The organism is Pseudooceanicola sp. (genome assembly GCF_029213205.1).
Classification (GTDB): Bacteria; Pseudomonadota; Alphaproteobacteria; order Rhodobacterales; family Rhodobacteraceae; genus Pseudooceanicola.
In genome coordinates this window covers 1-19,300 of record NZ_JARGNH010000005.1, presented here as the reverse complement: position 1 = coordinate 19,300, position 19,300 = coordinate 1, and the positions used below count along the sequence as shown (strand labels likewise).

Genomic DNA, 19,300 nt, shown 5'->3' with positions numbered 1-19,300 from the left:
TTTCGAAATTCAAGGTAGGCCCGCCCTGGCCTGTGGTCAAGGAGCGGTGGTGGCCTTTAGCGCCGCAACCACAATATCGTGAGGCAGGATCATCAGTTCGGCAGTCTGGGTCCAGAGGATCGCGACCTCGATCCGGTGTTCGGGAAAGATCTGCCGCAGCGCGCTGGCATAGGCGCCCATCTGCCGCAACAGCCCCTCGGGCACCTCCTTCGGGTCGGTCGGCACCGCGGCGTTGGTCTTGAAATCCACTGCCAGGATCCGGCCTTCCTCGATGATCAGCCGGTCGATCACCCCATGGATTCGCGCGTTGCCCAACTCCTCCAATGCTGCCGATACCGGCACTTCGGCCAACGCCTCGCCCGAGAACAGGGGCCGCAGGGCGTCGTTTTCCAACACGCGCTGCGCCTCGGCGAACAATACCGCGATCTCAGCTTCCTCTGCGGCGTCCGGCCCGCGCGACAGCAGCCGCGTGGCGGTCTCGGCCCAGTGCGCCGGATCGACCTCTGGCAGCAGTTCAAGCAGCAGATGGATCTGGCGCCCGCGCCGCATCGCCTGCGCCTCATTCAGTCCGGCCTCGCTGGCAAGCGCCTTGGCACCGCCCAGATCCGACGGGGTTAGGGTCGAAATTCGCGCCGGGGCAGCGACGACGGGGTGGTTGAAATAGTCAGGCACCGGGGCGCTGACTGGTCCGATTTCCGCCTGGGGCGTCTCAGCGATGGCCATATCCCAATCACCGGATTGCAGCCGCAAGCCCGACCCGGTGGGCAGCTCCGCCGGGGTTGCGCCCAGTGTTTCCATGGCGCCGCGCACCCGGTCGTGCCAGGCCGCGCCGTTCTTGCCCAAATCGCCCGCCGCGGCGACGATCAACCATTTCTCCGCCCGGGTCAGCGCCACATAGAGCAGACGCTCGCGCTCGCGCGCCCGCGCCTCGCGCTGATCGCTGATCGCGGCGCGCAGGCGCGACGGGGCGGCATCGGCGGACACCGACCAGGCCACCCGATCCCCGATCGGCGCGATCCGGTCGCCTGCCGGTTCCCGCCGGGTGGCGGTGTCAGGCAGGATCACAATCGGCGATTCCAGCCCCTTGGCGCCATGCACCGTCATCACCCGGATCCGATCCCCCGCACTGTCGAGCTGGCGCTTGATCTCAAGCTCGTCGGTTTCCATCCAGACCAGGAACCCGGTCAGGCTGGGCACCGCGTTGCGTTCAAACGCCAGCGCCTGATCGAGCAAGGCGTCGATGCCATCCTCGGCCTCGTCCCCCAGCCGCGACAGCAGCTTCTTGCGCCCTTTATGCCGGGTCAGGATCCGCTCGATCAGATCATAAGGCCGCAGGAAATCCGCCTGCCGCAGCATGTCGTCAAGCAGGCTGAGCGTGTCCGGGAATTCATCGCGTCGTCCGCGCAGCGCCGGCCAGAGAAATTTGTCACTCCGCTTATGCGCCAGATCGAACAGCATCTGTTCATCCCAGCCGAACAACGGCGATTTCAACGCCACCGCCAGCGACAGGTCATCCTCAGGCGTCGCCAGGAATTTCAGCAGCGCCGCCAGATCGCGCACCGCCAGTTCCGCCCCGACCTTCAGGCGGTCCGCCCCGGCGACCGGCAGGTCAGCCGCCTTGCAGGCGGCGATGATTTCGTGAAACAGCTCGGACCGGCGCTGCACCAGGATCAGGAAATCCCCGGCCGTGACTGGGCGCATCCTGTAGGCGCCAGACCGGTCGATTTCCTCCGGAATAGGCTCTGATCTGTCGATCATCGCCTTGATGTTCTTGGCCACCGCAGCGGCCAGCTGCACCCGGTGATCATTCTGTCCCAGCTGATCGACAGGATCGGTCCAGGCGCGCGCCTCCGGCGCTTCGGTCTTTTCCACCACCGGCCAGAGGTCGACGCGGCCGGGCATCGACGCCTTATAGGCGTGGTGCGGTTCGTTGCCGCCGAACCCGGCGGCCTCCTGCCCCTCGAAAGTGGTGTCAACCAGCGCCAGGATCGCCGAAGCCGAACGGAACGAATAGGCCAGCTCCAGCACTTGCAAGGGGCTTGGCCCGCTTGCCAGCCGTTCTGAAAAATCAGCCCGCATCCGGTCGAATTCGCGCGGATCGGCACCCTGGAACGAATAGATCGACTGCTTCTTATCGCCGACCACAAAGATCGTGCGCGCCTGCCCGTCAACCGCCCCGGCGCCGCTGGTGAATTCCCGCGCCAGCCGTTCGATCACCTGCCATTGCACCGGGCTGGTGTCCTGCGCCTCGTCGACCAGAATGTGATCAATGCCGCCGTCCAGCCGATAGAGCACCCAGGCCGCGACCCCGGGATCGGAGAGCAGATCGCGCGCCCGATGGATCAGATCGTCGAAATCGAGCCAGCCGCGCAGTTGCTTGGTCGCCTCATAGTCGCGCAGGAACGCGTCGGCAAAATCATAGAGCGCGCGGGTGCGTTCAGCCACATCGAGCCCGGCGCGCAGGTCACGAGCCCGCTCGATCTGCCGCATCCAGTCTTCTAGCTGTGGCATCAATTCGGCAAGGGAGGACCGCGTTGCCTTGGTCGGAAAAGACCCGATCTTGGCGGTAAGCGCCTTGTCCCCGGATTTGAACAGGAACACATCCTCAAGCACCGGCAGGCACCCCGCCCCCAGGTCGCCAATTTGGCGCAGCTTGTCCGCCGCCTTTGCATCGGTGCTCGATCCCTGGGCCAGCCCTGAGATCAGCCGCTGCAACAGGTCATTGGCCCCCGGCGGGATCGCCAGTGCCAGCAGCCCGTCACGGTCCAGCCCGGCGGGCAGGTCAAACAGCGCGTGCAGTTCGGCATCCGACAGCGGCTGACGAAAGGCATCGGCATTGCGGGTGATGTCGCCGGTCAGCTTGTCGAAATTCTGATCGGTCAGATGGCGCGCAATTGCCGCCACAAGGTTCGATTCCGGCCCATCGGCCAGCGCCTCGACAATCTCGGCCCGCATCAATGCGGTGGCGCGCTCCTCGGCTTCGGCGAATTGCGGGCTGACCCCGGCCTCCAGCGGAAACCGTCGCAGCAGTGCGGCGCAAAACGAATGGATGGTCTGGATCTTCAACCCGCCCGGGGTTTCGATGGCGCTGGCAAACAGGGTCCGCGCCCGGTCCAGATCATAGGGGCCGGCGGCGCCCAGCTGGTCCAGCTCGTCGCGCAGCGCGCCGTCGCCCAGCATTGCCCAGCCACCGAGACGCAGGAACAGCCGGTTCTGCATCTCGCTCGCCGCCGCCTTGGTGTAGGTCAGGCACAGGATATGCTGAGGCTCGACCCCCGACAGCAGCAGCCGCGCCACCCGGTCGGTCAAGACGCGGGTCTTGCCGGACCCGGCATTGGCCGACAGCCAGGTTGACCGTTCAGGGGTCGAGGCCTCGACCTGGCGTTGGGTTGCCTCGTCGCGCGGGCTCATCGCACCGGCCTCCGGTCTGGCGTGGTGGTGGCATCCCATTCGCCAAAGCGGGCGAGCTGGTCGTAATCCCCGACCTGATCCTTCTTGAACATCATCCGGCGCGAGGTGAACCCTTGGGTTTCACGGCGATAGGCCTGGATCAGGGTCACAAAATCCTCCCAGGCCTGCCCGGCGGAGATCTGATCCAGCAGCGCGGGCGTCTCACCCGCCGCCGCGGCGCCCAGCCCGATATAGACCGCCGCCGCGACCGGCAGCGGTCCAAAGCCGTCAAAGCCGCCACGCTCGGCAATGGCGGCGGACAGCAGCAGCTGCCGATCAAAGAGTTCCTGCTCTTTGGCGCTGGGCGGTTTGCCGGTCTTGTAATCGTAAATCCGGGCGTTCCCGGCAGCGTCGAGGTCGATCCGGTCGGCCTTGGCGGTGAGGGTGAAATCCAGCCCGGCTATCTCGGCCCGGCCCTTGCGTTCAAATCCTGTCGGGCGGGCCAGATCCTGGCGCCGTGCCTCGTCGGCAAGAAATCCGTCGGTAACCCGCGCCAGCCGCGCCTGCCACATCAGCCGCGCCTCGGGCCAGGGCACGTCCTCGCTCAGAACCTCGGCGCAAATCGCCAGCAAGCGGTCGCGGGTCTGCGCGGCGGGATCATCGAGGGTGTTGGCGACAAAATTCTCCAGAACCCGGTGCAACACGGTGCCGCGCAACCTTGCGTCGGGTTCGGCCATCAGCGGGTCCAGCGGTTGCAGCCGCAGGATACGGCGGGCGTAGATCGCGTAAGGGTCGCGGACCAGGCGCTGAATCTCGGTCACCGACAATTGCCGTGGACGCGCCGCGTCGGGCGGGCAGGGGGCCGGGCGCGGCGCCGGGTCGATGCGTGGCGCGGCCTCATAGGCCCTGGCCAGGCGCAGCCAACTGGCGCCGCGCTGACGCATTCCCGCCAGCGGCGCTTGCCCGGCCTCCAACCCGGCCAGCAGGTTGGTCAACCGGCTGATCCAGCGCGATGGCACGGTTTCCGCGTCTTTGGAGCGCACCGAGCGGGTCAGCCAAACCTCGGAGGCCGCAATCGCCTGTTGGAAATCATGCGCCGACAATCCAATGCGACGCTCGGGCAGCAGCAGCCCGGCGCGGTGCCGCATATCCCGGTTCAGCCAGGGATCGGGCGGCGGCAATTCCGGCCAGGACCCGTCATTCAGCCCGCCAAGGATCACCAGATCAGCGCCCTGAACCCGCGCTTCCAAAGTGCCCCAGATCAACACGCCGGGATGGCCGCGATCCGGTTCGCGCAGCTCGCCATCGGCCAGAACCCCGTTGAATAGGGTCTCATAATCCAGCGCCGAGAGCGATCCACCATAGGGCGCCTCGCGGGCCAGGGCCGCCATAACGTCGGCGGCGCACCGTCCGGCGGCGTCAGCCCACAGCTCTTTGGCATCCGTGCTGGCATGTCCGGCGGCGATCCGGTTGGCCAGATCGACATGGGCCGTAACGCGATCCGGCAGCGGCGCGGCCTCGGGGTCGAATTGGCCCAGGACCGTCTCGCAAACCCAATCGGCCCAGGGCCCGGCGATCGGCTCTTTCCGGCCCTCGGCAAAGCGCTGAATATCGTGGGCGGTCGGATGCGGTGGCCCGTTGCGGCGCAGTTCGAGCTCAAGCGCCCGGGTCATCAGCATATGCGGCCCACGATCCCCGCCGGAATGGGTCAGCGGGTGTTTCAGCAGGGTCAGCAGCGCCTCGGTGGTCAGGCGGCGGGCAAACAGGCTGGCGACGTGGCGCAGCAATCGGCCGGGTGGCGACAATTGAGGCGGCTGCCCGGCGGAATCATCCGGCACGATGTCCCAGGCGTCAAGCGTCGCGGCGACCTGTCGGGTCAGCATCCGGTCCGGGGTGATCAGCGCGGCGGTCTGGCCATCTTCGACCGCCTGCCGCAGGCGCAGCGCGATGCTTAACGCCTCGGCGCGGGCCGAGGGCGCCTCGATCAAAGTCACCGCCTGCATTGCCGCGTCGATATCGGTCAGCTTCGGCCCTTCGCGCAGCCATTGATGGGTCACCGGGGCCGGCCGCAGCGCCAGAGAGATCACCCGGTTTCGCGACGGCACCGGCGCCGTGGCACCGGGCCAGGGCAAGACCTGATCGGCGCTCATATCCAGCGCCTGCAAGACCCTCGCAAAGCGGAATTGCGGGTGATCCTCACCGGTCAGCGGGTCGTTCAGCGTGTCCCAGGCCGGCGCGGGCATGGTCGCATCAAAGCCAGGCAGCACCACCGCACCGCGTGGCAGCCGCGCCACCGCCTGCATGAACAGAAAGGTGGTGCCGCGTGACCCGGTGGACCCGGCCAGGATCACCGGGTCGGCGGGCGGGGCCTCGGCCCATTCGGCGGTCAGCCGTTCGATCACCTGCCGTTGTCGCGCCTCACCGTCCAGCCCGCGCCCGGCATCGTCTTCAAAACCGCGGGCAATGGTCAGAAACTTCAGCGCCCGCGCCCAATGGCCAGAGAGGTCGCTGACATCCAGCCGTTCCAGCGCCTCGGGCGGCACCCCTTCGCCCTGCATTTCGCTCAGCACCGCCGCCAGGCTATCGGCCAGATCATAAAGCGCAGAACGCGGGGCGAGGTCAGGCTCGGCCTCAAGCAGGGCGCTGATCAGCTGTGCCAGTTCCAGTCGACGCCGCAGCGGTGACACTGCCGGTCCGAGGTCGACGTCATGTAACGTGGCGCCGAGGTCAGTGATCAATTCGATCCGGGGCAGCAGCAGCGCCGGGCCACGATCGAACAGGTCGCGAATCCGCCGTGCCATCCGACGGGTGTTGACGATCAGCCGCACCCGGGCCAGCGCCTGCGGCGGGCGTCCGGCGTATTGCGCCTGCAGATGCGCCACCAGCGCGGCGGGGAAATCCGCGCCCGGCGGCATGCCGAACAGGCGCGGATACGGCAGCGGCTTAAACATCGGCAGCGGCGATCATCGCCTCGGCCAGCGCGATACCCTCAGGCGTGCCGACATCGCACCAACGCCCTGGATAGGTCAGGCCAAACAAGCGCCCCGCCGCGATCATCTGATCCCAGATCAGGTTGAGCGAGAACACCGGCTGATCGACCCCGGCCAGACTCCCGGTCGCGATGATCTGCGCCCCGGTGTAGATCACCGGCCCGCCGCGTGCCAATCGCCCGTCAGGCCCGCAGGAAAAGTCACCGCCGCCGCGCCGTCCGATGGCATTTTCAGGCTCTACACAGAGCAAAAGTGCGTCCATCTGCGCAGGATCCCAGGCCTGACGCAGCAGCGTCAGCGGATTGGCTCGATCCCAGACGACATCGCTGTTCAGCGTCATCACCGGCCCGTCGCCGAGCAGCGGCAGGGCCTGGCGCAGCCCGCCGCCAGACTCGAGGATCTCCGGCGTCTCATGCGAAATCACCACCCCACGCCCGGCCAGATGCGCCTGCATCTGATCGGCGCGGTAATGGGTGTTGACCACGATCACCTCTGGCGCAATCGGCGCCGCCACGTCCAGCGCATGGTCGATCAGCGCCCGGCCTGCGACCCGAACCAGGGGCTTTGGCCGCGCGCTGGTCAGCGCACCCATCCGTGTGCCGAACCCGGCGGCAAAGATCATCAGGCTGTCGGGCGGGTTCCGCATAGCGACCTCAACTGAGCCAGACGCGCGGGCGTCGGCGCGGGCAGGATGGGGGTGAGGAGTGCCGCGACGTCGGCCAGCGCCGGATGTGCCAGATCGCGGACAAGATGGGCCCAGACCCGTGGCATCAGGTCAAGGTAATGCGGCTTGCTGTCGCGGAGGCAAAGCCGCGCGAACACGCCGAGGATCCTGAGGTTGCGCTGGGCGCCGAGCAGGAAATAGGCGGCCTCGAATTCGGCCTGATCTGTGTGACTTGCCCTGCAATAGTGTCTGATCAATTCCGGCTCCAGTGCCGGTGACACGTCGCGCCGGGCGTCCTGGACCAGCGACACCAGATCATAGGCGGGATGCCCGGCCAATGCATCCTGGAAATCCAGCAGACCGACCCGCGCCTCCGCGGTGCGATCCGGCAACCAGATCAGGTTTTCGGCGTGATAATCCCTGAGCACCAAAACCGACGTGTCGCCACTATGTTCGGTGAGGGCATCGCCCATCGCGGCGACAAAGGTCTGCCGTGCCTCGGGCTGGGGGGCGGCCAGGTACCAGTCAAACATCAATGCTGCGAGCTCGGCCATCTGCGCCGGATCATAGCCGCCGATTCCTGGCGGCAGCGGCGCATCACGCAGCATCAGCAACAAGTCGGTTGCGGCGGTGTAGAGTCTGTTTTCATCCGTGTCGTCGACCGCCACCCCGGGTGCCAGCAACCGCGCAAAGAGGTCGTCACCCAGATCTTCCAGCAGCAGAAACCCGGTTTCAGTCTCTGCCGCCAGAACCTTTGGCGCAGACAGGCCGAGACCGCGCAGATGGTTTGCGATCTCCACAAACGGGCGCACGTCCTCGCCCTTTTCCGGCGGCGCATCCATCAGAATGACAGGGCCGCCTGGCGCTACGATCCGTTCATAGCGCCGGTTCGAGGCATCGCCGGACACCGGCACCCGAGTGGCACCGCTCAGATCGGAGGCGGCCAGGAAGCGGTCGCAAAGCTCGCTGCGTTCCATTAAAGCCCAGCCTCCGTCAACGCCGGTTGCCAGCGCGCCGCCTCGCCCGAGATCACCAGCCTGCGCGCGGTTTCACCGGCCAGGCTGAACTGCAGCGTCAGCGCATCGGACGGCACCAACTGGCCCAGCCGATCCGGCCATTCAACCAGGCAGATCGCCGTTTCAAAGGCTTCGTCGAGGCCAAGCTCGATCACCTCACGCGGGTGGGTCAGCCGATAAAGGTCGGCATGCCAGATCTCACCGCCCGGAGCGTCGTAGGTCTGAACCAGGGTGAAGGTCGGCGATGGCACGTCCTCGATCGTGGATTGGCGCGACTGGATCAGGCAGCGGGCGAAATGGGTTTTGCCCGCGCCGATCCCGCCTTCGAGCAACAACGTGTCGCCAGGCCGCAGCACGCGGCCGAGGGTCACGGCCACAGCGCAGGTCGCCTCTGGCGAGTCGAGTTGAATGTCACACAGGATTTGCCCCATGGCGCCAGATTAGTTTGGCGAACGGGGTTCGCAAGCGCTGATCAGCCAAGCTGTGTCGCATATTCCGACACCGTGCTGAATCCGGCCAGCGTCGCGCCGTCCTTCAGTGGCACAAACCGGCAGTGCAATTCCGATCCGTCGACCAACCGCGCATCGGCCTGCCATTCCGCGCGTGGCCCAAAGGCGCCGACGAAATCCCGGACATCGCCCCAGGCCGGATTGGGCTGTGTCGCCTTCTGCCAGATTCGGGTCGCGTCCTGGATTGTCACCTCGCCGACATTGGCGCCGGTGTCGGTATTCCACAACGCCCGATAAGCGGCGTTGCACATCACCAGACGGCCCTGACGCGAAAATACCGCCAGCGATTCCTCGACCGAATCCATCACCGATTGCGCCAACTGAACGGATTCATGAAACCGTCGCGAGGCGCCGATTTCGGCGCTGATATTCTCGAACAGAAACGCGATGGCGCCGTTCGGATAGGGGCGCCCGGTGACCCGATAGGTGGCGCCGCCGGGCAGGCTCCAGGTTTCCTGGAAATTCCCGGCGGTGGCGCGGGTGTCGAGATCGGATATCGCATCGCGCCAGGCCAGATAATTCTTTGGCTCCGGCATCACCTGCCGGTCGCGCAGCGCATCAAAGAACGCCGCCAGCGACGGTTTCGAACTGAGGAATTCCGGTTTTAGTCCGGTCAGATCGATCATCGCCGGGTTGAACAGGGTCAGGCTGCGGTCACAGTCAAACACGCACAGCCCGATCGACAACAGGGCAAAAGTCTTGGTTAGGGTCTGAACAAAGCCGCGCTGGGTCTTTTTGACGCGGATGATCGGGGTGACATTGGTGGCATAGTGCAACCAATGATGCTTGGCACGCTGCACGGTGACGTCGAACCATTGCGGATCGGTTTGTCCGGTCTCTTGCGCACAGGTTTCCACACGCACCGACACCGGATCCTGATTGCGCGGCAGGGCCAACCCGGTGCTGAGGATCGCGTCAGTCTGGCCGGCCTCGGCGCGCAGCGCAAACCGGCGATAGCTCTCGTTGGACCACTGCACTTGGCCGAGTGCATCGGTAATCCAGATCAGAAACGGTGCTTGATCAAAGGTGCCACGCAACCGGCTCTCCTCGATCTGCCGTAATCGCTGCATGTGCCGGTCGGCGGCGGTCATCGGCGAGGGCTCAACCACCGACAGTCGAAGGATGCCATCTGCGGCTTCGATTTTCACCAGATCGGTATCGCCGGGGTCGCGGCTGTGGCAGGTCAGGTTGCAATTGTTGGGCAGGGTCGCGGGCATCGTGCAAAACCGAGGCGTCAGCAGCTCGGCTAGCCGGTCCCAATCGTTCAGCCCGGCCCGGCCCTGATCAAGCAATATCCGACCTGGCGGGCTCGCATCGCTCAGCACGCCGTTCTGGAACAGAAAGGCGATTGGTTCATCCGCCTCATCCGGTCCCGGCTCCGGGCCGGGCGCGGTGTTCAGCCAACCAAAGCGCGCCGCAAATATCGCGATCACCAGCGTGATCGCGACCGAAGCCAGGCTCACCAATATGACAAGCGCCAATTCTGCTGCGTTAATACCGCCCATACCCCCACCGTTTACTTGTTACTTGCAGCGGCGCGACTTTGTGTCGGCAGAGGTAAACAAAGTGTAAACAAAAGGCCGACGCAGGGTCGCGAAGAGGTCCTAAGCCTCGATCCGGCGGTTCTGGCCCAGCCGCTGATCCCCGCTTTTGGCCGGCGGAACAATCAACCCGCGCGGCCAGACCACCTCGATCACCGCGCCGCTGCGATCCGCGAATTCGCCACTCGCCGAATACTTGTCCGGCCCGTTGGCAAAGCTCAGTTCGGCGCCCGAGCGTTCCAGCAGGGTCTTGGCAATGAACAGGCCGAGGCCCATGCCCTCATATTCCGGTCGCTGCCCGGTATCGCCGGAACCGCGCCGCCGCCGCACGAAAGGATCACCGATCCTGCCGATCACCTGCGGCGAATAGCCCCGGCCGTCATCCATGATCCGCACCGTGATGGTGTCATCGCCCCAGCGGGTTTCGATCCAGATATTGGCGCGGGCGAAATCCACCGCGTTCTGAATCAGGTTGCGCAGCCCGTGGATGATCTCGGGCTGACGCCGGATCACCGGCTGCGCTCCGTCATGGCCCGGCATCGGGCCCTCGTCAAAATGGAGGGTCTTGCCGCGGGTCAGATGCGGCTCGGCGGCCTCTTGCACCACGGCCGTGACCGGCGCTTGCAACAGGTGCAGATCCTCTTTGCCCGCCCGCCCCATCGAACGCAGGATATCGCGACAGCGGTCGGCCTGCTCGCCGATCAGCCGCGCGTCGTCCTGAAGTTCGGGATTTTCGGCCAGATCGGCGATCAATTCGGATGCGGTCAGCTTGATCGTCGCCAGCGGCGTGCCGAGCTCATGCGCCGCCGCCGCGACAACGCCGCCCAGGTCGGTCAGCTTTTGTTCCCGCGCCAACGCCATCTGCGTCGCCTGAAGCGCATCGGACATATTGTGCATTTCAGCGGCAATCCAGCGGGAATAGACACCCAAAAAGATCACCGCGATGACGATAGCCAGCCAATTGCCGAACAGGAACAGATCGGCCACCCGCAGCACCGCGCCGGTCTCTGTCAGCAAATGCAGATGAAACGGCACCAGCAGCGTGACGGCGATGATCGCCGCCGCGCCGACAAAGACGGTCGAGCGCAACGACAATGCTGCCGCCGAAATCGTCACCGGCCCGACAATCAGGATCGAAAACGGGTTGTTCAGCCCGCCGGTCAGATAAAGCAACAGCGTCAGCTGCAGCAGGTCGAACAGAACCATCATCAGGTTTTCGGCCTCGGTCAGGCGCTTGTTTTCGGGAAACCCCAGGGTGGCGATCAGATTGCCCAGCACCGACACCCCGACCACCAGGAAGCACAGGGCATATTCCTGTTGCAGGTGATAGATCTGCGCCGACATGATCAGTGCAGAAAGCTGCCCGACAATCGCGCCCCAGCGCAGCAGGATGATGGTGCGCAGGCGGATCCAATTGCCGCGTTGCTGCCCCTTGAGAAGGCCGAAATCAGTGTGGCTCATCCTGCGGCCTCCGCCTTGCCCCGTTGCATCTGTCGGATCAAAGGTTAGATGTGCCCAGTGACGCAGGCAATGCCGCCGGCGCGATAAGATCGGGAGCCGAACAATGACCCTTCGCACCATGGCAATTCTTGCCACCGGTATTTTGGTGGCCCTGATCGCGTCACTCTGGCTGCTGACCATCGGCAGGGGTGGCGATGACCAGTTTGCGGCCTGTCGCACCAGCGCCATCGCCGGAGGCTCCGATCAGATCGGCGGGCCGTTCACCCTGGTTGATGAGGATGGCAAGACCGTCACCGACGCCGAGGTTCTGGATCAGCCCGCGCTGATCTATTTCGGCTATACCTATTGCCCGGATATCTGCCCCCTTGACGGGGCCCGCAATGCCGAGGCGGTGACTCTGCTGGAAGAGCGGGGCAGCCTCGTGAAACCGGTGTTCATCTCGATCGACCCCGAGCGCGACACGCCTGAGCTGCTGAAGGATTTCACCGATTACCTGCATCCCCGGATGATCGGTCTGACCGGCACGCCGGAACAGATCAAGACAGCCAGCACGGCCTATCGCACCTATTACCGCAAGCAGGAGAGCGACGACCCGGACTATTACCTGGTTGATCATTCGACCTTCACCTACCTGACCCTGCCGGGCCATGGTTTTGTCGAATATTTTCGCCGCGATATGACGCCCGAGGATATGGCGCAAAAGGTTCAGTGTTTTCTGGATGCGCAATAGATCCGCGCGAATTTGACGCTGGCAATCGCAAGGTCTAAGACGATCCGACGCACAACAGACGCGCCGCCGGGCCGCGCTGGTGAGCAGAGGAGCAGGACATGGTGCAAGAATTGGCGGATCTGGGACCGGACCGGACATTGCTGTTGGTCGACGATGACGAGCCTTTTCTGCGTCGTCTCGCCAAGGCTATGGAAAAGCGCGGATTCGTGGTCGAGACCGCTGAAAACGTCGCCGCAGGCAAGGCCATTGCCAGCGCCCGGCCCCCCGCCTATGCGGTCTGCGACCTGAGGCTGGAGGATGGCAATGGGCTGGATGTGGTCGAGGCCATTCGTGAAAAGCGCCCCGACAGCCGGATCGTGGTGCTGACCGGCTATGGCGCGATTGCCACCGCGGTGGCAGCGGTCAAGATCGGGGCGACGGATTACCTGTCCAAGCCCGCCGATGCGACTGATATCACCAATGCGCTGCTGGCCCGAAGTGACGGTCTGCCGCCGCCGCCGGAAAATCCGATGAGCGCGGATCGCGTCCGCTGGGAACACATTCAGCGGGTCTATGAGCTCTGTGATCGCAATGTGAGCGAGACCGCGCGGCGGCTCAACATGCACCGTCGGACCCTGCAGCGGATCCTCGCCAAACGCTCGCCGAAATAGGCATTGATACGGTTGGGGCAGGCGCCTGCGCCCCCGCCCCCCGAAACCGGGTTCACTTGGCCTTTTTCGCGCCCAGCGACATCGGCTTGCTGGCGTTGAAATTGGCCGTTGCCAGAACCTTGGGCTTCTCTTGCTTGGGCTTCTTGGTTTCTTTGTTGCCCTTGCTGCTGTTGCCTTTTCCCATCACATTCTCCAATCCAGAACCCCCCTCGTGGCGACATGCCAGAGGGGCCAACCTCAGGAAAATCAGGGTTGCCCGACACCTGTCAGGGCGATGATTTCGGTGAGTCGCGCGGGCCTTGTGCGGTCCCGGCGCGTGGCGCGAATGCTACGCTTCGGCCTGCGTTGCCGCAAGGGCCGTCACAGCGGGCGCGGCCTGGCGCCGATCACAAGTTATAGCGTTTCAATACCTTGTCGACGACCTGGCCGTCGTGCAGTTCTTGCCCGGATTTGCGGGCGTAATCCTCAAACCCGTGGCTTTGATAATAGGTCAGCCCGCCGGCATTATCCGCGCGGATTTCGGCGCTGATCCAGTCGTATCCCAGGGCTTTCACCGCCCGGCTTGTCCGCTCGAACAGGGCCGATCCAATGCCGATCCCGGTGCGCCCGACCCGCGCGAAGGTGGCGATCTTGGCGACCGAGGCGCCCAGATCCGGATGAGGTTCGACCCATTGAACCCCCAGCAACAGGCCGGACTCATCCTCGGCCAGATGCCAGAGATTGCGCGGATCCGACGCCATCCATCTGGCGATGGTTTCGCCATCAACTGGCCGGGTCATCGCCGTGGTGCCACCAATTGCGATGATCTCGTTCAGCAGTCGGGCGATCGGCGCGGCGTCGAACGGCCCGGATTTACGGACATGCATCATGTCATCTGTGCCAACAGCGTCCTATGGCGCGCGGTGTAATCGTCGCGCGCCTGAACCGGCGGTCGTAGCCGGATGCTCAACCCCTCGATCAGGGCGGGGTCCGGGGTGCCGAACAACTTGGCCGCCTCAGTCACGGAGAATCCGGCGATCTGCACCGCCTCCATATAGGCGCTGACCTTGTCGGCGGTCTTGATCCGGGATTTCACCGCCTTGGGGATCGCGGCAGGCAGGCCAAAGCGCAGATGGATCGCCGCTGTCAGCCGGTTGTCGAGCACGGAATACCCCGGTCCGACCGCCGCCTTGACCGGCGAAATCATGTCGCCGATCACATATTCCGGCGCGTCGTGCAGCAATGCGGCAAGGCGCCATTTCACCGGTGATTTCGGCTCTAACCTGGCATAGATGGTTTCGACCAACAGCGAATGCTCGGCCACCGAATAGGCAAAATCGCCCAGCGTCTGGCCATTCCAGCGGGCGACAAAGGCCAGGCCATGGGCAATGTCCTCGATCTCGATATCCATCGGCGTCGGGTCAAGCAGGTCAAGCCTTCGGCCCGAAAGCATCCGTTGCCATGCGCGTGGCTGTTTGGCCATTGTGTTCCCCGGTCGCGACGTGTTCGCGCTCAATGTCGCGAAGCGGCGTCAGAAATCAACCGGGTCGACGGAAATCACCAGCTTGTCGCGCAGACGGCCCCGCACCCGGTAGCCGAGCGCGCCAAAATTCTTGGCGAACCAGCGCGGGCGGCGGAAGGCCGAAATCACCAGAACCGGGCGGCAGCGCGCAATCAGCCTGCGTGCCCCGATCAGCGCCTGGACCTGATGCCCATTGCCCTCCAGCAGCATGACCGAGACCTTGCGATTGCCGGGAATGGCGTCATCCAGCCGCAGGGTCTCGACCGTTTCGCGGGCGTTGAAATCAGCCGGGACAAACGCCCCCGGTCCAGTATCAAGCCCGGCGCTGGGCAGGAACACTCGCCCGGGCTCGGATGAGGGCACCGCGCGCCGCAGGCTGACGTTCCACAACCGGTCGTCGGTGATCGCCTGACCCACGGCACGATGGGTGTCGGGATCCGGCTGAAACACCCAGAGTGTAGCGGTTTCCGCCAGGCCCGCAGACAGCGGCACCAGCGCGCCGCCGGGGAAGATCCCTGAATGAATGATGTCACCGCGCCCGGCGTGGCGCATCAAAAAGGCGATGACCCGCGGATCGCCCGCCTCGGCCTCAGCCTCTGGCCCGGTAACAACCGGCGCATCGGCATCAAGCGCGAATTCTTGGGATTTTTCTGCCTCACCGGCCATTCTTGACCTCCTGCCGTCTGTTGCGGCCAGGGTTTATACCCTCACGTTACGGAAATAGGCACCAACTGGCCGCGTCACACAAGGAATGTTACGCCGCACCGAAATGTAGCGAGCCCAGGATAGCCAAATGGTCACAGATTATACCGTCAAAGACTTCAATCTTGCCGGATAGGGCCGCAAGGAACCGGATATCGTCGAAACCGAAATGCCGGGGTTGAAGGTTTGCGCAAGGAATATGGCCGAAGCCGGCCACTGAAAGCTGCGCGGATCGTCGGGTTGATCAGATCAAGCCGTCGCCCAGACAGCATGCCTGGCCAAGCGTGCGATTGTGCCATGTAGACCCCTCGGATTGCGAGACCCGTGGCAGCCAGACCCAATCGCGCCATCGGAATGCGTAATCCGTGCTCGCCCTAGCCTTGCGGCAGGAAAATGCAGTTGCGTTCAATCACCCCGGCCATCCTGTATCCGATGTCGGGAAAGTGCTGATTCAGGGCGCGCTCGTAAAACTTCTGACGATGCCGTCTTGCGGCCTCGAGTATGATCATCGGCCGGTTGCGGCTGATGATCCGCTTCGCTCCCAATACGGCAGGAAGTTCGTGGCCTTCGATATCCAGCTGCAGGATCGAAACCGCACGGTCCTTGCCGATCAGGTTGTCCAGGGTCGTGACGGGCACGTCGATGGTCTCGCCTTCGATACGGTCGGCGACGATCTTGGCCCTTGCGGCCATCGCGTTATTTGCACCGCGTGACACCAACAGCGGCAATGTCCCCGGCGACTCACCCACCGCAACGGGGTGCAGGCAGACGTTTTCCAGCCGGTTCAACCCAATGGTGTGGCAGGCGGCCTCATGGCTCAGCGGGTTGGGTTCAAAGCTGTGCAGGACGGCGGTGGCAGCCAGCGCTTCGCTGAGTGCAGGAAAAAAGTCGCCGATGAAGCCGCCACCCGCGATCACGTCGCCCAGCCCGGACTTGCGCCGCATCAGCGCCAGCGTGTCGGGTTCATAGACCTGTCCCTGACGCAGGACCGTCGGCACCTTGCGTTTGGCATAGGCTTGCGGAATGCAATAAAAGCCATATTGATTGGACGCGATCATGTGATCGAACGACGGCACACCGCGCGGCGCAGCGGTGACGTTAGGCTGCAACAACCGGACGCCACCAATGCCATCTTCGGCATCGTCCGATTGTAGGGCGGATTGCGGAGTCATGGTGTGCTCTGCCTCGGTCTGCCCGGTTTTCCAGGTCATTTTCTGCTTGGTAGTCCGAATTGTCCTGACAGTTGAAGCGTTAATCAAGACCTGTTACGCCGCCGAGCAAACCTAATCGGGATGGATAGCCAAATGGCCACAGACTATATCGTCAAAGATATCTCGCTCGCAGCCTTTGGCCGCAAGGAGCTGGATATCGCGGAAACCGAGATGCCCGGACTGATGGCTTGCCGCGCCGAATATGGCGACAGTCAGCCGCTGAAAGGCGCGCGGATCGTCGGATCATTGCACATGACGATCCAGACCGCGGTGCTTATCGAAACCCTGGTGGCGCTGGGCGCCGACGTGCGCTGGGCCTCGTGCAACATCTTTTCGACCCAGGACCACGCCGCGGCGGCGATTGCCGCAGGCGGCACCCCGGTGTTCGCGATCAAGGGTCAGTCCCTGGTCGAACATTGGGATTACCTCGACCGGTCGTTCATGTTCCCCGAAGGTGCGAACATGATCCTCGACGATGGCGGCGACGCGACACTTTATGTGTTGCTGGGCGCACGGGTCGAGGCGGGCGAGACCGGGCTGATCGAGGTGCCGACCTCGGAAGAGGAAGAGGCGATTTTTGCCCAGATCAAGAAACGCATGGCCGAAACCCCCGGCTGGTTCACCAGGACCCGCGAGGCGATCAAGGGCGTGTCCGAGGAAACCACCACCGGCGTGCACCGTCTCTATGATCTGCACAAGAAGGGGCAGCTGCCGTTCCCGGCAATCAACGTGAACGACTCTGTCACCAAGTCGAAGTTCGACAACAAATACGGTTGCAAGGAATCGCTGGTCGACGGCATCCGCCGCGCCACCGACACGATGATGGCTGGCAAGGTCGCGGTCGTCTGCGGCTATGGCGATGTCGGCAAGGGCTGTGCCGCGTCGCTGTCCGGCGCCGGTGCACGGGTCAAGGTGACCGAGGTCGATCCGATCTGCGCCCTGCAGGCGGCGATGGATGGCTATGAGGTGGTGACGCTCGAGGATGCGGTCGACAGCGCCGATATCTTTGTCACCACCACCGGCAACAAGGACGTGATCCGCATCGAACATCTGCGGGCGATGAAGGATATGGCGATCGTCGGCAACATTGGCCATTTTGATAATGAAATTCAGGTGGCCAGCCTGAAGAACCATAAATGGACCAATATCAAGGACCAGGTGGATATGATCGAGATGCCCAGCGGCAGTCGGATCATCCTGCTGTCCCAGGGGCGCTTGTTGAACCTCGGCAATGCCACCGGCCATCCATCATTCGTGATGTCGGCGAGCTTCACCAATCAGGTGCTGGCGCAGATCGAGCTCTGGACCAAGGGTGAGGAGTATCAGCCCGGCGTCTATATCCTGCCCAAGCATCTGGATGAAAAGGTCGCGCGGCTGCATCTGGACCGGATCGGCGTCAAGCTGACCAAACTGGCGAAAGAGCAGGCGGATTACATTGGTGTTCCTCCCGAAGGTCCATTCAAGCCGGAACATTATCGGTATTGATCGCCTGTCGCAGGCCGGGTGACGGAACGGCGATTTGGCCGAGCGGCGGTTTGGCCATTTTTTTCCTTTGTCTGCGCCTGTAGCGGGGCTAACCTGCCGGATACTGGAACTGGGGACATGGACCGCAATGCGGCCCATTAAGTGGAGAAAACCAATGGGAAAACGCGACGACCTGATCGCGACATATGCGAGTGATCTGAAGAGCAAATGCGGCATGACGCCGGATATGGCGCTGCTGACCAAAGTGACCATCGGCTGCGGTCCGTCGATCTATGACGCGGATGCCAGCACGGTTGCCGGTTCGCAACCGTCCGAGCTGGAAACGGTCAAGAACAACTTTCTGATTAAGAAACTCGGCCTGAAAGACGGGCCCGAGCTTATGGAAGCGATCCATTCGGTGATCGAAGTTTATGGCAAGTCCGAGCGCAACAAATACCGCGCTGTGGTCTATTACATGCTGACCAAACACTTCAAGAAAGAAGCCATCTACGGCTGATTCCTTTTCGGATGACGCCGTCTAGGCGGCGTCTTCATTTGGGGGATTCCCAATCGGCCTGAGTTCTGATTCAAGATTGAAAACGAAGGCGATCCTGAGCAGACGGATGTGCAATGGGCACGGATTGAACCGCTCGTTCCTGGCAAAAAGGGCGACCGTGGAGGCACGGCGACGGACAACCGGCTTTCCTGGATGCAATCCTGTGGCTGGCGCGAACGGCGTCGCCGTGGCGAGATTTACCGCCCGAGCCGGGCAACTGGCGAACGGTGCATTGCCGAGTCCGGCGCTGGACGCTGTCAGGCGTTTGCGAGAGTTCTTTTCAGAATGTTAGATCATGTTGACAAAAGGCGCAGCCAGAGGCGGATTGAGGTGCTGCCTATGAAGCCCAGGAAACTTTCGACAGTTTTGTCGTAGCGGGTTGCGACGCGGCGTGCGTTCTTGAGCGTGTTGAAGCACCGCTCGACCAAGTTGCGCAAGGAATACGGCGAATGACCGACACCGACGCGCATCTTGCGTGACTTGCGCATTGGTATTTGGGTGAGCAGGTTTCCCGCCTCCATCTTTTTGCGAATGCTGTCAGCATCATAGCCTCTGTCTGCCAACAGGGCGCTTGGCGCGGGCAGGCTGTCGGCCATGACCAGATCGAAGCCCAGGTCATCGGATGTCCGGCCCGGTGTGATCTCGGTCCTCATGGCCAGGGCTGCTGCGTTGCCGCGGAGATGGCTCTTGGTCGAGAAGCCACCTCTTGAGCGGCCAAAACCCTGTCGCGGCGGCCCCCCTGCCTGATGGTGCGCGCGTATAACGGAGCTCATTTGAAGGGCATCCGGCACCGCCCCACTCTGGTTCAGGGCGTCCATGCCTCGTCCGGCACAAGGTCTCGTGCCAGGTTGGTCTCCATCGCAGATACCAGCTTGAATCATGCCTGCGCGGCGATGCGAATCCCATTTGGCAACA

Annotated in this window: 18 protein-coding genes; 5 read left to right on the top strand and 13 right to left on the bottom strand. The window is 63.6% G+C overall.

The genetic code is table 11. The features are described from left to right. Positions 1 to 36 precede the first annotated feature (36 nt). The 7 genes from addA to regB all read right to left on the bottom strand — a co-directional run bounded on the left by addA (position 37) and on the right by regB (position 11,571). The gene (addA, locus tag P1U48_RS05715) at positions 37 to 3,411 is read right to left on the bottom strand and encodes a double-strand break repair helicase AddA (protein WP_301067932.1); all 3,375 of its coding nucleotides are present in this window, start codon (positions 3,409 to 3,411) and stop codon (positions 37 to 39) included. Then, positions 3,408 to 6,341: a double-strand break repair protein AddB gene (gene addB, locus P1U48_RS05710; RefSeq protein WP_301067931.1), complete on the bottom strand. Its 2,934-nt coding sequence runs from the start codon at positions 6,339 to 6,341 to the stop codon at positions 3,408 to 3,410. The genes addA and addB overlap by 4 nt, the downstream gene beginning before the upstream one ends. Then, positions 6,334 to 7,026 carry a nucleotidyltransferase family protein gene (locus P1U48_RS05705; RefSeq protein WP_301067929.1) on the bottom strand — a complete coding sequence of 231 codons (693 nt, stop codon included), beginning with the start codon at positions 7,024 to 7,026 and terminating at the stop codon, positions 6,334 to 6,336. The genes addB and P1U48_RS05705 overlap by 8 nt, the downstream gene beginning before the upstream one ends. After that, positions 7,002 to 8,021, bottom strand: a complete 1,020-nt coding sequence (locus P1U48_RS05700) for a phosphotransferase (RefSeq protein ID WP_301067928.1) — start codon at positions 8,019 to 8,021, stop codon at positions 7,002 to 7,004. Before P1U48_RS05700 ends, P1U48_RS05705 begins: the two co-directional genes overlap by 25 nt. Further along, the gene (tsaE, locus tag P1U48_RS05695; RefSeq protein ID WP_301067927.1) at positions 8,021 to 8,491 is read right to left on the bottom strand and encodes a tRNA (adenosine(37)-N6)-threonylcarbamoyltransferase complex ATPase subunit type 1 TsaE; all 471 of its coding nucleotides are present in this window, start codon (positions 8,489 to 8,491) and stop codon (positions 8,021 to 8,023) included. The genes P1U48_RS05700 and tsaE overlap by 1 nt, the downstream gene beginning before the upstream one ends. Before the next feature lie 41 nt (positions 8,492 to 8,532). Then, on the bottom strand, positions 8,533 to 10,032 hold the full coding sequence (locus tag P1U48_RS05690) for a PAS-domain containing protein (RefSeq protein ID WP_301067926.1): 1,500 nt from the start codon (positions 10,030 to 10,032) through the stop codon (positions 8,533 to 8,535). Positions 10,033 to 10,173: 141 nt separating this feature from the next. Next, positions 10,174 to 11,571, bottom strand: a complete 1,398-nt coding sequence (gene regB / locus P1U48_RS05685; protein WP_301067924.1) for a sensor histidine kinase RegB — start codon at positions 11,569 to 11,571, stop codon at positions 10,174 to 10,176. Positions 11,572 to 11,674: 103 nt separating this feature from the next. Here regB and P1U48_RS05680 point away from each other — a divergent pair, with 103 nt between their 5' ends. Continuing rightward, positions 11,675 to 12,301, top strand: a complete 627-nt coding sequence (locus tag P1U48_RS05680; protein ID WP_301067922.1) for an SCO family protein — start codon at positions 11,675 to 11,677, stop codon at positions 12,299 to 12,301. A gap of 98 nt (positions 12,302 to 12,399) precedes the next feature. After that, positions 12,400 to 12,951 carry an ActR/PrrA/RegA family redox response regulator transcription factor gene (locus P1U48_RS05675; protein WP_301067921.1) on the top strand — a complete coding sequence of 184 codons (552 nt, stop codon included), beginning with the start codon at positions 12,400 to 12,402 and terminating at the stop codon, positions 12,949 to 12,951. A gap of 52 nt (positions 12,952 to 13,003) precedes the next feature. On the opposite strand, the gene P1U48_RS05670 is transcribed toward P1U48_RS05675, so the two are convergent. The 5 genes from P1U48_RS05670 to P1U48_RS05650 all read right to left on the bottom strand — a co-directional run bounded on the left by P1U48_RS05670 (position 13,004) and on the right by P1U48_RS05650 (position 16,365). Continuing rightward, positions 13,004 to 13,135 (bottom strand): hypothetical protein, encoded by a 132-nt coding sequence (locus P1U48_RS05670; protein ID WP_301067920.1) that lies wholly within the window; start codon positions 13,133 to 13,135, stop codon positions 13,004 to 13,006. A gap of 202 nt (positions 13,136 to 13,337) precedes the next feature. Then, the gene (locus tag P1U48_RS05665; RefSeq protein ID WP_301067919.1) at positions 13,338 to 13,820 is read right to left on the bottom strand and encodes a GNAT family N-acetyltransferase; all 483 of its coding nucleotides are present in this window, start codon (positions 13,818 to 13,820) and stop codon (positions 13,338 to 13,340) included. Continuing rightward, positions 13,817 to 14,413, bottom strand: coding sequence for an HD family hydrolase (locus tag P1U48_RS05660; protein ID WP_301067917.1), 597 nt, complete (start codon positions 14,411 to 14,413; stop codon positions 13,817 to 13,819). Before P1U48_RS05660 ends, P1U48_RS05665 begins: the two co-directional genes overlap by 4 nt. A gap of 48 nt (positions 14,414 to 14,461) precedes the next feature. Then, a complete protein-coding gene (locus tag P1U48_RS05655; protein WP_301067916.1) occupies positions 14,462 to 15,118 on the bottom strand; it encodes a hypothetical protein in 657 nt (218 codons plus the stop codon). Positions 15,119 to 15,528: 410 nt separating this feature from the next. After that, complete coding sequence (locus tag P1U48_RS05650; protein WP_301067915.1) at positions 15,529 to 16,365, bottom strand: FkbM family methyltransferase; 837 nt, start codon at positions 16,363 to 16,365, stop codon at positions 15,529 to 15,531. A gap of 93 nt (positions 16,366 to 16,458) precedes the next feature. Here P1U48_RS05650 and ahcY point away from each other — a divergent pair, with 93 nt between their 5' ends. The 3 genes from ahcY to P1U48_RS18165 all read left to right on the top strand — a co-directional run bounded on the left by ahcY (position 16,459) and on the right by P1U48_RS18165 (position 18,687). Then, positions 16,459 to 17,850, top strand: a complete 1,392-nt coding sequence (gene ahcY, locus P1U48_RS05645; RefSeq protein ID WP_301067913.1) for an adenosylhomocysteinase — start codon at positions 16,459 to 16,461, stop codon at positions 17,848 to 17,850. A gap of 154 nt (positions 17,851 to 18,004) precedes the next feature. After that, positions 18,005 to 18,346, top strand: coding sequence for a DUF2853 family protein (locus P1U48_RS05640; RefSeq protein ID WP_301067912.1), 342 nt, complete (start codon positions 18,005 to 18,007; stop codon positions 18,344 to 18,346). Between the two features lie 188 nt (positions 18,347 to 18,534). Further along, complete coding sequence (locus P1U48_RS18165) at positions 18,535 to 18,687, top strand: transposase (protein ID WP_366142867.1); 153 nt, start codon at positions 18,535 to 18,537, stop codon at positions 18,685 to 18,687. Here P1U48_RS18165 and P1U48_RS05635 read toward each other — a convergent pair. Continuing rightward, a partial coding sequence (locus P1U48_RS05635) for an IS5 family transposase (protein ID WP_301067911.1) occupies positions 18,679 to 19,300 on the bottom strand: 622 nt, incomplete at its 5' end. The two genes, P1U48_RS18165 and P1U48_RS05635, sit on opposite strands and share 9 nt — an antisense overlap.

Coding starts and splice junctions, on each gene's coding strand:
- addA (WP_301067932.1), bottom strand. CDS start 3,411: ATGAGCCCGCGCGACGAGGCAACCCAACGCCAGGTCGAGGCCTCGACC.
- addB (WP_301067931.1), bottom strand. CDS start 6,341: ATGTTTAAGCCGCTGCCGTATCCGCGCCTGTTCGGCATGCCGCCGGGC.
- P1U48_RS05705 (WP_301067929.1), bottom strand. CDS start 7,026: ATGCGGAACCCGCCCGACAGCCTGATGATCTTTGCCGCCGGGTTCGGC.
- P1U48_RS05700 (WP_301067928.1), bottom strand. CDS start 8,021: ATGGAACGCAGCGAGCTTTGCGACCGCTTCCTGGCCGCCTCCGATCTG.
- tsaE (WP_301067927.1), bottom strand. CDS start 8,491: ATGGGGCAAATCCTGTGTGACATTCAACTCGACTCGCCAGAGGCGACC.
- regB (WP_301067924.1), bottom strand. CDS start 11,571: ATGAGCCACACTGATTTCGGCCTTCTCAAGGGGCAGCAACGCGGCAAT.
- P1U48_RS05680 (WP_301067922.1), top strand. CDS start 11,675: ATGACCCTTCGCACCATGGCAATTCTTGCCACCGGTATTTTGGTGGCC.
- P1U48_RS05675 (WP_301067921.1), top strand. CDS start 12,400: ATGGTGCAAGAATTGGCGGATCTGGGACCGGACCGGACATTGCTGTTG.
- P1U48_RS05670 (WP_301067920.1), bottom strand. CDS start 13,135: ATGGGAAAAGGCAACAGCAGCAAGGGCAACAAAGAAACCAAGAAGCCC.
- P1U48_RS05665 (WP_301067919.1), bottom strand. CDS start 13,820: ATGATGCATGTCCGTAAATCCGGGCCGTTCGACGCCGCGCCGATCGCC.
- P1U48_RS05660 (WP_301067917.1), bottom strand. CDS start 14,413: ATGGCCAAACAGCCACGCGCATGGCAACGGATGCTTTCGGGCCGAAGG.
- P1U48_RS05655 (WP_301067916.1), bottom strand. CDS start 15,118: ATGGCCGGTGAGGCAGAAAAATCCCAAGAATTCGCGCTTGATGCCGAT.
- P1U48_RS05650 (WP_301067915.1), bottom strand. CDS start 16,365: ATGACCTGGAAAACCGGGCAGACCGAGGCAGAGCACACCATGACTCCG.
- ahcY (WP_301067913.1), top strand. CDS start 16,459: ATGGCCACAGACTATATCGTCAAAGATATCTCGCTCGCAGCCTTTGGC.
- P1U48_RS05640 (WP_301067912.1), top strand. CDS start 18,005: ATGGGAAAACGCGACGACCTGATCGCGACATATGCGAGTGATCTGAAG.